Annotated in this window: 10 protein-coding genes and 1 pseudogene; 10 read left to right on the forward strand and 1 reads right to left on the reverse strand. The window is 64.4% G+C overall.

Features of this window, described 5'->3' with window-relative positions; translation table 11 throughout:
* Positions 1 to 230 precede the first annotated feature (230 nt).
* The 10 genes and pseudogenes from JEY66_RS07990 to JEY66_RS08035 all read left to right on the forward strand — a co-directional run bounded on the left by JEY66_RS07990 (position 231) and on the right by JEY66_RS08035 (position 11326).
* The gene (locus JEY66_RS07990; protein WP_026193349.1) at positions 231 to 1079 is read left to right on the forward strand and encodes an outer membrane protein; all 849 of its coding nucleotides are present in this window, start codon (positions 231 to 233) and stop codon (positions 1077 to 1079) included.
* Between the two features lie 201 nt (positions 1080 to 1280).
* Complete coding sequence (locus tag JEY66_RS07995; RefSeq protein WP_026193348.1) at positions 1281 to 2165, forward strand: outer membrane protein; 885 nt, start codon at positions 1281 to 1283, stop codon at positions 2163 to 2165.
* Between the two features lie 81 nt (positions 2166 to 2246).
* Positions 2247 to 2834: pseudogene (locus JEY66_RS08000) on the forward strand (glutathione S-transferase family protein); the annotation flags it as partial.
* A 21-nt stretch (positions 2835 to 2855) separates the two neighbouring features.
* Positions 2856 to 3326: a GNAT family N-acetyltransferase gene (locus JEY66_RS08005; RefSeq protein ID WP_240536835.1), complete on the forward strand. Its 471-nt coding sequence runs from the start codon at positions 2856 to 2858 to the stop codon at positions 3324 to 3326.
* Positions 3327 to 3496: 170 nt separating this feature from the next.
* Positions 3497 to 3709 carry a hypothetical protein gene (locus JEY66_RS08010; protein WP_016846671.1) on the forward strand — a complete coding sequence of 71 codons (213 nt, stop codon included), beginning with the start codon at positions 3497 to 3499 and terminating at the stop codon, positions 3707 to 3709.
* A 78-nt stretch (positions 3710 to 3787) separates the two neighbouring features.
* On the forward strand, positions 3788 to 4960 hold the full coding sequence (locus JEY66_RS08015; RefSeq protein ID WP_016846670.1) for a phosphoserine transaminase: 1173 nt from the start codon (positions 3788 to 3790) through the stop codon (positions 4958 to 4960).
* Positions 4961 to 5170: 210 nt separating this feature from the next.
* The gene (gene serA / locus JEY66_RS08020; protein WP_016846669.1) at positions 5171 to 6760 is read left to right on the forward strand and encodes a phosphoglycerate dehydrogenase; all 1590 of its coding nucleotides are present in this window, start codon (positions 5171 to 5173) and stop codon (positions 6758 to 6760) included.
* A 365-nt stretch (positions 6761 to 7125) separates the two neighbouring features.
* Positions 7126 to 8298 (forward strand): thiolase family protein, encoded by a 1173-nt coding sequence (locus JEY66_RS08025; protein ID WP_016846668.1) that lies wholly within the window; start codon positions 7126 to 7128, stop codon positions 8296 to 8298.
* Positions 8299 to 8648: 350 nt separating this feature from the next.
* Positions 8649 to 10322, forward strand: a complete 1674-nt coding sequence (locus tag JEY66_RS08030) for a mucoidy inhibitor MuiA family protein (protein ID WP_026193347.1) — start codon at positions 8649 to 8651, stop codon at positions 10320 to 10322.
* A 167-nt stretch (positions 10323 to 10489) separates the two neighbouring features.
* On the forward strand, positions 10490 to 11326 hold the full coding sequence (locus JEY66_RS08035) for an enoyl-CoA hydratase-related protein (RefSeq protein ID WP_016846665.1): 837 nt from the start codon (positions 10490 to 10492) through the stop codon (positions 11324 to 11326).
* Positions 11327 to 11598: 272 nt separating this feature from the next.
* Here the strand turns inward: JEY66_RS08035 and JEY66_RS08040 are convergent, their stop codons facing one another.
* Positions 11599 to 12951, reverse strand: coding sequence for an esterase-like activity of phytase family protein (locus tag JEY66_RS08040; RefSeq protein ID WP_016846664.1), 1353 nt, complete (start codon positions 12949 to 12951; stop codon positions 11599 to 11601).
* Positions 12952 to 13043: the final 92 nt, after the last annotated feature.

Genomic DNA, 13043 nt, shown 5'->3' on the forward strand with positions numbered 1-13043 from the left:
GCGCGCATGCGTCAACGCTTCATTAGCACTTGTGGCGAGATCGCGATGTTTCGCCGCTTCCTGCGCCATTTTAATGGACCCATAAGCGACAGCCGCAGAAAAAGGTGAGAGAAAATCAACCTTAAAAATTAGGGTTAAGTGCCGCTTAAACATTTCCTGCCATCGTCCGGCCGTGAGTTTCAGACGTGGGGCTTTCGTGTCGCCTCACTTGGCCCAAAAGGACGAAGCCAATGCGTAGCGTAAAGACCCTGATTGCCGCCGGTGCGGCATCTCTGTTGTCCTCGGCGGCGTTCGCTGCCGACATGCCCATCATGCCGCCACCTCCGATGGCGTATGCTCCTCCGCCGGTCCAGGATTTCGGCGGCTGGTATCTGCGCGGCGACATCGGCATGACCAACACCCAGGCCAAGCTGCACGTCAACGCCTACGACACACTGCCGGCCGGCACCGCCTTCAACCAGTTTGGCCACGGCTTCGACGGCGGTGTGCTCTACGGCATCGGCGTCGGCTATCAGTTCAACAGCTGGTTCCGCGCCGACATCACCGGTGAGTATCGCTCGAAGGTAAGCTTCAACGGCACCGATTTCTTCACGTTCCCCGGGCCCAGCCCGCTGAGCGACGCCTATCATGGCGGCATCCAGAGCTGGGTCGGCCTCGTCAACGTCTACGCCGATCTCGGCACCTGGGGCTGTTTGACGCCGTTCATCGGTGCCGGTGTCGGTGCCGCGACGCTCAAGACCTCGGCCTTCTCCGACGTCGCGACGTTCCCGAGCGGGTCGGGCCTCACCAGCTCCTTCATCGCCGATGGCGCCACCAAGACCAACTTCGCCTGGGCGCTGCATGCCGGTGTCGCCTACAAGGTCACCAACAACTTCACGGTTGAACTGGCCTATCGCTACCTCGATATGGGCACTGCCGGCCACGGCCAGGGTCACTTCTTCGACGGCACGCCGGCCGGTCCCTCGAGCTTCCAGTTCCGCGACATCACCTCGCAGGACGTGAAGCTCGGTGTACGCATGGCCTTGCCGTGCTGCGACGTGCCGCCCCCGCCGCCGCCCCCGCTGATCCGCAAGGGTTAATTTCCAGCCTTCACGGTTAACGATTGCAACGGCGCGGGACCATCCCGCGCCGTTTTTCTTTGCCGCGTCATGTCGCGAACCTTGCCGCGCCATGTGCGCACTTCTGCAACTTGTGTGCTCGAAAACGGGCGGCGACAACGATTGGTTAAGGTTAACAGGCGATGATCAACGCGACATAGGTGCGGTGGATGGAGCGTTGCAATGCGTAGGTTGGTGCTGGCAGCGATGATGATTGGAACGGTGACCGGCGCGCAGGCTGCCGACCTGCCGGACTTTCCGATCCTGCGCGGCTCCTATGTCGATGCACCGAGCAGGAGCGGGAACTGGGAAGGATGGTACGTCGGCGGCCAGATCGGCTATACCTCCGGCGACATCGATTTCAGCCACGCGCCAAGCGCGATGACCTCCTTCATGCTGCGCGAGAGCGTTCTGGCCGACCCGGTTTCGGGCTGGGCCCTGCTGCCGAAGAACCATGCGCAGAGCAACGGATTCGGCGCATTCGTCGGCCGCAACTGGCAATGGGACGACGTCGTGCTCGGCGTCGAGGCCAACTACAATTACCTGAACGGCCTCGAGAGTTCGGCGGGCGACTCGATGACGCGGCAGATCGTGAATCCCAAGGGCGAGACTCCTCCGAGCGGGCACACCTACACCTACAACACCACGTTGTCGGGTAGCGCCGCCTTGCAGGTCAAGGATGTCACGACCTTCCGCGGACGTGCCGGATGGGCGGCAGGCAATTTCCTGCCTTACATGTTCGGCGGTGTTGCGGTGGGACGCATGTCGGTGTCACGTTCGGCGACGGTGTCGTTTGACAAGTACGATGCCTGGGCCGAGACCCAGACGGTCGGCAACAACACCGTTACAATTCAGCATAACGACTACCTGGGCTCAGGCAGCGCCGCCCAGACGGAGCAGCGGGTGAACAACTATGCGATCGGCTGGACCGCGGGCCTCGGGCTTGAATATTGCGTGGTCGGCGGGTTGTTTCTCCGCGGCGAGTGGGAATATGTGCGCTTCGCGGCGGTCAAGAATATCGCCGTCGACATGAACAGCTTCCGGGTCGGCGCCGGCTACAAGTTCTGATCGCCGCTGCCATAGCCGGCGACGGTTGACAGACCGGGGAGCGGCTGCTGCTCTGTCGCCTCACGGTCGGAGCAATCTCACATGAAAATCTACGGCGACGCCAATTCAGGCAACTGCCTGAAGGTGAAGTGGGTGTGCGACAGGCTGGCGCTGCCGTACACATGGGTCGAGATCGACACCATGAAGGGCGGCAGCCGGACCGCGGAATTCCTCAAGCGAAACGGCTGGGGCCAGGTGCCGACGGTGGAGCTGGATGACGGCCGCACGCTGGCGCAATCCAACGCCATCATTCGCTACCTCGCGCGCGGCAGCGACCTGATCCCGAGCGATCCCTATCGCGCGGCGCAGATGGATGCCTGGATGTTCTGGGAGCAGAACAGCCACGAGCCTTATGTGGCCGTCTGCCGCTTTCAGGCCGTGTATCTCGGCAAGGCCATCTCGGAGATCGATCCGAACCTCGTCAAGCGCGGCTATGTCGCGCTCGATCATCTGGAGCGGCATCTGGCGGGCACGCAATTTCTGGTCGGAGACGCGTTCTCGCTCGCCGACGTCTCGCTGCTCGCTTATACCCGTGTCGCGGAGGATGGCGGCCTCGAACTCGCGCGCTATCCCGCGATCCGTCGCTGGATCGCCGACGCCGAGCGCGTGCTCGCGCTGCCGCCGGTCCGCTGGCCTCAGGTAAATGCCGCCATGACTGAAGCTTCATCCATCACGATCCGCCGCGCCCGCCGCGAAGACGTCGCCGCCATCGTCGGCATGCTTGCGGACGATCCGCTCGGCAGTGCGCGCGAGCGGATCGAAGACCCGTTGCCGCAAAGCTATTACGAGGCCTTCGCGCGGGTCGAGCGCGATCCCAACCTGCAACTCGTCGTCGCCGTCGACGGGGAGGGCGTCGTCGTCGGCTGTCTGCAGCTCGCGGTTCTGCCGGGCATCAGCTCGCAGGGCGGCTCGCGCGGCCTGCTCGAGGACGTTCGCGTTGCAAAGCATTGCCGCAGCCGCGGCATCGGCGAGAAGCTCGTGCAATGGGCGGTCACGGAGGCGCGCGCGCGAGGCTGCATGCTCGTCGAATTGCTGACGCATCAGACGCGGGTCGATGCGCAACGATTCTATGAACGGCTTGGGTTCGCACGCAGCCATGTCGGGATGACGATTCGATTTTGAAAACGCGCGCGGGAAGGTTGTGCCATCTACCGGGGCAATGCCTGCGGCAGCCGTTGCTCTGCGATCCGGTTAACAGGCGATAAACTAAGCTGGCCTCCGTGATTTTACGGGTCGGAACGAGTCCGCTATGTCGGACGTCTCCCACGGGGCGCTGGCAACTGGGGATTGGAATGTCGGATTATTCGATCGTGCGGGTCGGCAACGAGTATATCGTGCAGGTCGGCGAGAAGAGTATTTTGAAAGTATCGAGCCGGCGCAGGGCAGTTAAGATCATGACTCTGGCGGCAGATTTGCTCGATCAGGAGACGATCCAGCAGGTCGAGGATGCCCCATCAATCAGCCGTGATGCCCGGATCGTTCCAGACGAGTCCGAACTTTCTTGACGTTTGGGTACCTTTCCACTATCCCCGACCGCGGGAAACCTCTCCCCACCGAGAGGCAGCTATCTGGAAGGGTAGACTATGATTGCAGCGAAGCCCGCTTCGCGGCCTGAAGTGCCGCATTTTTCCTCCGGCCCCTGTGCCAAGCGCCCCGGCTGGAACCCCAACAACCTCAAGGACGCCGCCCTCGGCCGCTCGCATCGCGCGAAAGTCGGCAAGGCCAAGCTCAAGCTCGCGATCGAACTGACGCGCGAGGTGCTTGAGGTGCCTGCCGATTACAAGATCGGCATCGTGCCGGCGTCGGATACCGGCGCGGTCGAGATGGCGTTGTGGTCGCTGCTCGGCGCGCGGCCCGTCACCACGCTCGCCTGGGAATCCTTCGGCGAGGGCTGGGTCAGCGATATCGTCAAGGAATTGAAGCTGAAGGACGTCACCAAGCTCAACGCGGCTTATGGTGAAATCCCCGATCTCTCCAAGGTCGATCCGAAGTCGGATATCGTCTTCACCTGGAACGGCACCACCTCGGGTGTGCGCGTGCCGAACGCCGACTGGATCAGCGCGGATCGCGAAGGCCTGACGATTTGCGACGCGACCTCGGCCGCCTTCGCGCAGCCGCTCGATTTCGCCAAGCTCGATGTCGTCACCTTCTCCTGGCAGAAGGCGCTCGGCGGTGAAGCCGCACACGGCATGCTGATCCTGTCGCCGCGCGCGGTGGAACGGCTCGAGACCTACAAGCCGGCCTGGCCGCTGCCGAAGATCTTCCGCCTCACCAAGGGCGGCAAGCTCAACCAGGGCATCTTCGAAGGCGAGACCATCAACACGCCGTCGATGCTCTGCGTCGAGGACTATCTCGATGCGTTGAACTGGGCGAAGTCGATCGGCGGCCTGAAGGCGCTGATCGCCCGCGCCGACGCCAACACCAAGGCGCTCGCCGACTGGAAGGCGCGGACGCCGTGGATCGACTTCCTGGCCAAGGATCCCGCGATCCGCTCCAACACCTCGGTGTGCCTGAAGTTCACCGACCCCGCGATCACTTCGCTTCCATCCGACGCACAGGCCGACTTCTGCAAGAAGCTGGTCGCGCTGGTGGAGAAGGAGAACGCCGGCTTCGACTTCGCGTATTACCGCGACGCGCCGGCCGGTTTGCGGATCTGGTGCGGCGCCACCGTCGAAGCCAAGGATGTCGAGCTGCTGACGCAGTGGATCGACTGGGCCTTCGCCGAGACCAAGGCAGCGTTGCCCAAGGCGGCATAAGTTTTCTGTTGTCACCTCTCCCCGTTCTTCCGGGGAGAGGTCGGATCGCGCAGCGATCCGGGTGAGGGGCCCTCTCGGCTTGTTCCTCGCCCGTGGCTGCCCCTCACCCCAACCCTCTGCCCGCAAGAGCGGGGAGAGGGAGAAGTGATCAGAGACTTCACCACATCGGTCCAGGAGACCCGCCCGCCGCAGGGCAAAGGAACAATCGAGATGACAAAACCCAAAGTTCTGATTTCCGACGCGCTGTCTCCCGCCGCCGTGCAGATCTTCAAGGATCGCGGCGTCGAGGTCGACTTCCAGCCCAACCTCGGCAAGGACAAGGAAAAGCTCGCCGAGATCATCGGCAATTACGACGGCCTCGCGATCCGCTCGGCCACCAAGGCGACCGCCAAGCTCATCGAGAAGGCGACCAGGCTGAAGGTGATCGGCCGCGCCGGCATCGGCGTCGACAATGTCGAGATTCCGGCCGCGACCGCCAAGGGCATCATCGTGATGAACACGCCGTTCGGCAATTCGATCACGACCGCCGAGCATGCCATCACCCTGATGCTGGCGCTGGCGCGAGAGATCCCGCAGGCCGACGCCTCGACCCAGGCCGGCAAGTGGGAGAAGAACCGCTTCATGGGCGTCGAGATCACCGCCAAGACCCTCGGCGTGATCGGCTGCGGCAATATCGGCACGATCGTCGCCGACCGCGCGCTCGGCCTGCGCATGAAGGTGATCGCGTTCGATCCGTTCCTGTCGCCGGAGCGTGCCAAGGACATCGGCGTCGAGAAGGTCGAGCTCGACGATCTCTTGAAGCGCGCCGACTTCATCACGCTGCACACGCCGCTGACCGAGAAGACCCGCAACGTGATCGATGCGGCCGCGATCGCCAAGATGAAGAAGGGCGTGCGCATCATCAACTGCGCGCGCGGCGGCCTGGTCGACGAGCAGGCGCTGGTCGACGCGCTGAACTCCAAGCACGTCGCGGGCGCCGCCTTCGACGTGTTCGTCGAGGAGCCGGCGACCTCGAACGTGCTGTTCGGCCATCCCAACGTGATCTGCACTCCGCATCTCGGCGCCTCCACCACCGAAGCGCAGGAAAACGTCGCGCTGCAGGTCGCCGAGCAGATGTCGGACTATCTGCTGTCGGGCGCGATCTCCAACGCGGTCAACTTCCCTTCGATCACCGCGGAAGAGGCGCCGAAGCTGAAGCCGTTCATCGAGCTCGCCGAAAAACTCGGCTCGTTCGCCGGCCAGCTCACCGAGAGCGGCATCCTCAAGACAGAGATCACCTACGAGGGCCACGTCGCCGAGATGAAGATCAAGGCGATCACCTCGGCGGTGCTATCGGGCCTGCTGCGGCCCATGCTGGGCGAGATCAACGTCGTCTCGGCGCCGGTCGTCGCCAAGGAGCGCGGCATGGTGGTCGACGAGGTCGTCCGCGCTGCGCAGAGCGACTATGAAAGCCTGATCACGGTCACCGTCACCACCGAGCGTCAGGAGCGTTCGGTGTCCGGCACCGTCTACGCCGACGGCAAGCCGCGTCTCGTCGACATCAAGGGCATCCGCGTCGACGCCGAGTTCGGCAAGTCGATGATCTATGTGACCAACGAGGACAAGCCGGGTTTCATCGGCGCATTCGCGAGCCTCTTGGGTGATGCGAAAATCAATATCGCGACCTTCCATCTCGGCCGCGTCAAGCAAGGCGGCGACGCCATTGCGCTGGTCGAGGTCGACGGCGCGGTGCCGCCGGAGCTGCTCGCCAAGGTGCAGACGCTGCCGCAGGTGAAGCAGGCCAAGGCGCTGACGTTCTAGTTCTTGCGATCGGCGGTTTGCCCGCACACTCGCTTTACCTCTCCCGCTTGCGGGGGAGGTCGGATCGCATCGATAGATGCGATCCGGGTGGGGGCTCTCTCCTCACGAAGACTCTTGATTGCGGAAATACCCCCACCCCAGCCCTCCCCCGCAAGCGGGAGAGGGGGCAAAGCGAGCTCTTGGTTATCACCTGATCTCGCTCAAGCACGTCCAAATTCCGATCTGCGGAACATGACGCCGTCTCCGGTCGCGGAGGCGGCGTTTGTCGTTCCGGGACGTCCGGTATTGCTGTTGCGCCCGACGAAAAATGTGTACGAACGGGCCACGACGCGCCACAATGACCGTCATCTCAGAGGGAGAAAACAATGCGTGAAGCTGTAATCGTTTCCTACGCGCGCACAGGCCTGGCGAAGTCCGGCCGTGGCGGATTCAACATCACCCCGCCGATGTCGCTCGCCGCGCACGCCATCAAGCACGCGGTCGACCGCGCCGGTGTCGACAAGGAATATGTCGAGGATTGCTATCTCGGCAATTGCGCGCATGGCGCGCCGAACATCGGCCGCCAGGCGGCGCTGCTCGCGGGCCTGCCGAAGTCGACCGCCGGCGTCTCCGTGAACCGCTTCTGCTCGTCGGGCCTGCAGACCATCGCGATGGCCGCCAACTCGATCCGTTCCGACGGTTCCGATTGCATCGTCGCCGGCGGCGTCGAGAGCATCTCGATTCCCGGCGGCGGCTCGCCGAAGGAATCGATCGATCCCGAGCTGCTCAAGACCGCGCCCGACATCTTCATGGCGATGATCGATACCGCCGATATCGTCGCCGAGCGCTACAAGCTCAGCCGCGAATACCAGGACGAGTATTCGCTGGAGTCGCAGCGCCGCATGGCGGCCGCGCAGCAGGCCAACAAGTTCAAGGACGAAATCGTCCCGATGAAGACCAAGATGAAGGTGGTCGACAAGGCGACCAAGGCCGAGTCGATCGTCGACTACGTGGTCGATCGCGACGAGTGCAACCGCCCCGAGACCACGCTGGAGGGCCTCGCCAAGCTCGAGCCGGTCAAGGGCCCGGGCAAGTTCGTCACCGCCGGCAATGCCAGCCAGCTCTCCGACGGCGCCGCCGCCGTGGTGCTGATGGAAGCCAAGGACGCCGAGAAGCGCGGCCTCAACCCGCTCGGCCGCTTCGTGGCCTGGGCCTCGGCCGGCTGCGAGCCCGACGAGATGGGCATCGGCCCGGTCTTTGCCGTGCCGAAGCTGCTCAAGCGCCATGGCCTGAAGATCGACGACATCGATCTCTGGGAGCTCAACGAGGCGTTCGCCAGCCAGTGCCTCTATTCGCGCGACCAGCTCGGCATCGATCCCGAGAAGTATAACGTCAATGGCGGCTCGATCGCGATCGGCCATCCCTTCGGCATGACCGGCGCCCGGCTCACCGGCCACCTGCTGCAGGAAGGCCGTCGCCGCAAGGCCAAGTGGGGCGTCGTGACCATGTGCATCGGCGGCGGCCAGGGCGGCGCCGGCCTGTTCGAGATCTACAGCTGAGCGCAACTCGGCTGACCGCTCAGGATTTGCAGCACGGCGCCTCAAGGGCGCCGTGCTTTTTTCGTACTCTCTCCCGCCGTCATTGCGAGCGAAGCGAAGCAATCCATTGTCACCGCACATGCGGACGGATGGATTGCGTCGTCGCTTCGCTGCTCGCAATGACGGTAATGGAGACCTTCCGACACCGCCGCGCCATGCGGCAGCCGTCGCGGCGCCATCGTCGTGCCGCAGGGAAACCTCAATCGAACCAGTCCCTTCCTCGCTGCGTCTCACCACGAGAAACGGCGCGCCGTCGAGCCCGGCGCGCCGTTCGTCTCGCGCGCCATGCGGCGTTTTTCCGGAGGGATGTCATGTGTAGGATTGCGAATTATCTTGTGACCACCAGCCTGGTGCTGGCGGGTACGCTGGTTGCCGGGCCGCTGCATGCGGCCAATCTCGATGCGGCCTCGCAGGTCGATGCCGTGACCGTCTATCCCGATGGCGCGAGCGTCACCCGCGTCATCACGCTGGATCTGCCTGCCGGCGACAACACGCTCATCGCCAGGGATTTCCCGATGGGGCTCGATCCGTCCTCGCTGCGGGTCGAGGGCGAGGGCGGAGCGAAGCTCACGATCGGCGCGATCGACACCAAGCTGCCGGGGCCGCTGCTGCCGCAAAATCTCTCCGAGATCGACAAGCGCATCGAGGCGCTTGACGATCAGCGCGCCGATTTGCAGGGACTGATCAGCGCGGCCGAGGCGCGGCGCAAATTTGCCGAGCGCTTTGCCGAGGCGTCGCCCGCGGGCCTCGGCGAAAAGGGCGAGGCGCGTCCGCTCAGCGAGTGGCGCGCGGCGTTCTCGGCGGTGGCCGACGAGGTCGCAACCGCCGACAGCGCGATCCGTGACGCCGAGCGCAAGATCCGCGTGATCGACCGCGATCTTGCGCAGCTCGCAGCCGATCGCACCAGCAAGCCGCCGAGCAGGGTCGAGGTGCGGATCGACGTCGCCTCGCAGGCGGCGACCAAGGCGACCTTGCGGGTCACCTATGCGGTTCCCAACGCGCGCTGGACGCCGCTCTATGACGCCCGGCTCGACACCGGCGCCAAAGACCGCAAGCCCGCGATCGAATTGGTGCGCCGCGCCGAGATCACCCAGTCGACCGGCGAGGACTGGTCGAACGTGGCGCTCGTCGTCTCCACCGTGCGGGTCGCGCGCGGCGGCAATGCGCCCGATCTCCGCTCGCTGATCGTGCAATATCCGCAACCGCCGCGGCCGCTGGCGAAGCTTTCCGGAGAGGCCAGCATGCGCTCGCGTGAGGCGCTGGCACCCGCGCCGGCCGCCGATGCGGTTCAGCAATTCCGCTTTGGTGGGGGACGCATGGACGAACTGGAAGCCACCGCCGAGGTCGGTGCCTTCCAGGCCACCTTCAGGATTCCCGGCCGCGTCAGCGTTGCCGCCAATGAGGGCGCAAAGAGCCTGCGCATCTCGACGGCGACGATCACACCCGATCTCGCGGTTCGCGCCGTTCCGGTGATCGATCCGACCGCGTTCCTGGAAGCGAGCTTCGTGCAGGCCGACGACGCGCCGCTGCTGCCGGGGCAAATCTCGATCTACCGCGACGGCATCTTTGTCGGCCGCAGCCGGATGGCCACCGCCGCCAAGGACGAGACAGTGCGGCTCGGTTTCGGCGCCGACGACAAGGTCAAGATCGAACGCACGGTGGTGAAGCGCAACGAGGGCTCCGCGGGCCTGATCGTGACCACGGCGAAGACCGATGAGCGCGCCTTCAAGACTGCGGTACGCAACGGCCACGACTTCCCGATCAAGGTCGCGATCCAGGATCAGCTCCCGGTCAGCGAGAACGACGATATCGTGGTCGAGATGCTGCCGTCGTCGACGCCGGCGACGACGACCAATCTGCGCGACAAGCGCGGCGTGCTGGAATGGGCGTTCGAGGCCAAGGCCGGCGAAGTCCGTGACGTCAATTTCGCCTGGCGGATGCGCTGGCCCAAGGACAAGGGCGTCGTGATGGTGCCGGCGGGCTAGAGCCCGTGCCGGGCTCCAGCGTTGTTGCTTGACGCGTTTTCTTCACGCGAACCGGAACCCACTTCGCTTGAAACGCTATGAGGACCTGCGTCATCTGCCGATGACATCTCTCCCGATCTCGGGCATCACTTTGCCAAAGGCAACAAAGCCTGAGATCGGGAGGATCCATGAGCTACCAGCACATCATCGTCGATGATCCGCGTCCGCGCGTCCGCCGCATCACGCTGAACCGCCCCGAGAAGCGCAACGCGCTGAACAACCGCCTGCGCGGTGAGATCTTCGAGGTGCTGGAGCAGGCCGACCGCGATCCCGGGATTTCGATCTCGATCCTGCGCGGCGCCGGACCCTGTTTCTCGGCGGGCTACGATCTCTCCGCCGACAACCGCGTCGACCAGCCCTATCATTCGGCATCCGGCCCCGGCCAGTGGTCGCGCCATGTCGTCGAGGGCTGGTTCTCGATCTGGGATCTCGCAAAGCCCGTGATCGCGCAGGTGCACGGCTACTGCCTCGCCGGCGGCACCGAGCTCGCGACCGCCTGCGACGTGGTCTACGTCGCCGACGACGCCCAGATCGGCTATCCGCCGGTGCGGCTGATGAGCCCGCCCGACATGCAGTATCACCCGTGGCTGGTCGGCATGCGCCGCGCCATGGAATTGATGCTGACGGGCGACGCGATGTCCGGCCGCGAGGCCGCCGATTGGGGCTATGCGACCCGGTCGTTTCCGCTCGCCGAACTGGAGGCGAAGACGCTGGATTTCGCCGAGCGCGCGGCCAAGGTGCCGATCGAGCTGCAGCAGCTCAACAAGCGCAGCGTCCACCGCGCGATGGAAATCATGGGCGCCCGCGCCGCGATCCGCGCCGGCACCGAGATCCAGGCGCTGGCCTTCACGACCGAGGCCAGCAAGGCCTACATGGCGGGCTTCCGCCGCGACGGCGGCAGTGTGAAGGCCCAGCTCGACCAGCGCGACACGACGTTCGGGGATTACCGGACGAAGAAGGAGTGAGGATCACGCAAGCCGCGTGCTGAGCTGCCGTCACCCTGAGGCGGCCGCAAAGCGGCCGTCTCGAAGGGCGGCGGCCCGGCTGTCTCCGTGCGGCTGCATCGTGGGCCGTGCATCCTTCGAGGCTCGCCCAGCGGCGCAATTGCGCCGCAAGGCTCGCACCTACAGCGACAAAGGCGAAGCCTTTGCTTGTCCCTTGAGCTCGGGCGCCTCTGCAATACTGGGTCGCCCGGTGGAGCCGGGCGACGACACGGTGGTTTGCGGCGAACGCCGTCTCACTTCGCCTTCAGGAAGTCGCCGACCTCGAGCAGCACGAACTCGTCGTCATCGGCCTTGTTCGGGTCGCGGCTCGAGGAGAACGGCAGGTTGTTGTCGTTGCCGACGATGATGTGGGTCTCGTCGACCCGGTCGACATTCTCGATCGTGAAGAACGGGAAGGTGTAGACGCCGTCGTTGAGCGGCTTGCGCGCCTTCTTGTTGGGATCGCGGATCTTCATCAGGTCGATATGGGCGATCTTGCGCACCGGCTTGCCGACATTGGCGTCGGACAGCTCGATCTTGTAGACGCGCTTGAACTTGGCGAGGTCGGGAAAGCAGTTCTCGCCGCGCTGGCCTTGCGGGCAGGCCTTGTCGGCGGTGCCTTCGCCATTGTCGCGTTCGATGACGAGGCCCTGGGCCGGATCGATCATGTTGAAGTCGCCGATCGCATTGCCGTTCTGCTCGAACACGTACTGCCAGTAGCGTCCGGTGAACTTCTCCGCCGCGACGTCGAATTCCAGGATGCGCGAGGCTTCCTTGCCGTCGACCTTCTCCCAATCCTTCTTGTCGGCATCCCACAGCGGGCCTTCGAGCAGGCCGTAGAGGAACTTGCCGTCCTTGGAGGAAGCAAAGCCTTCATAGCCCTTGGAGCGGCGCAGGTTGACGTTGGTATAGGAGGCGCCGGGCGCGCCGGGTGACTGCACCGCCCAATGATCCGGCGAACGCACCGGCTTGCCGTCGGCGACGGTCTCGAACACGGCGAGGATCTTGCCGGTCTTGTCGGCCTTGAGGATGTAGGGCCCGAACTCGTCGCCGATCCAGAAAATGTCGTTGATGATCTGGAAGCCCTCGGTGTCGAAATCGGCACCGGTCAAATAGCGCTTGGCGGTGTCCTCGTGCACGATGCGGAACGGCACCTTCCTGTCGGGATCGTGCAGGAACACGGTCTCCTGACGCTCGATCTTGCCGTTCGCCCAGTCGATCTTGTGCCGGTTCAGGTACAGCATCGAGTCGGCCGAGTTGTAGCGCGAGCCCATGCCGTTGTCGGTGATCACCCAGAACGAGCCGTCGGGCATCACCTTGATGCCGGAATGGCCCTGCAGCGGCTGACCCTTGAACGGCAGCGACACGCCGGTCGGCCGCTCATAGGACTTGCCCATTACGGTGCCGATCGCGTCGACGCGCTTGCCGGTGGTGTATTTTCCCGAAGTCTTCAGATCGTTCGGGGTGTCGGCGGGGGCGTCGATGAAGCTCTCCGCCGGCATCACGGCATGTCCTGCCAGTGTCGCCGGGAATTCGCCCTCGCTCTGCGCGAACGCCGATGTGGCGAGCAGGATCGAGGCGACGGAGCAGAGCAGGGACAGGCGCATGGTTGATCTCCCAAAGGATAAACGATGCGGTGTTCTCCGAGCCGCCTGTTACAACCGGCTGACAGTTTTGTGAACCGCGGATGTTGCGGCGG

Origin of the sequence: Bradyrhizobium elkanii USDA 76, from assembly GCF_023278185.1 — a bacterium.
Classification (GTDB): Bacteria; Pseudomonadota; Alphaproteobacteria; order Rhizobiales; family Xanthobacteraceae; genus Bradyrhizobium; species Bradyrhizobium elkanii.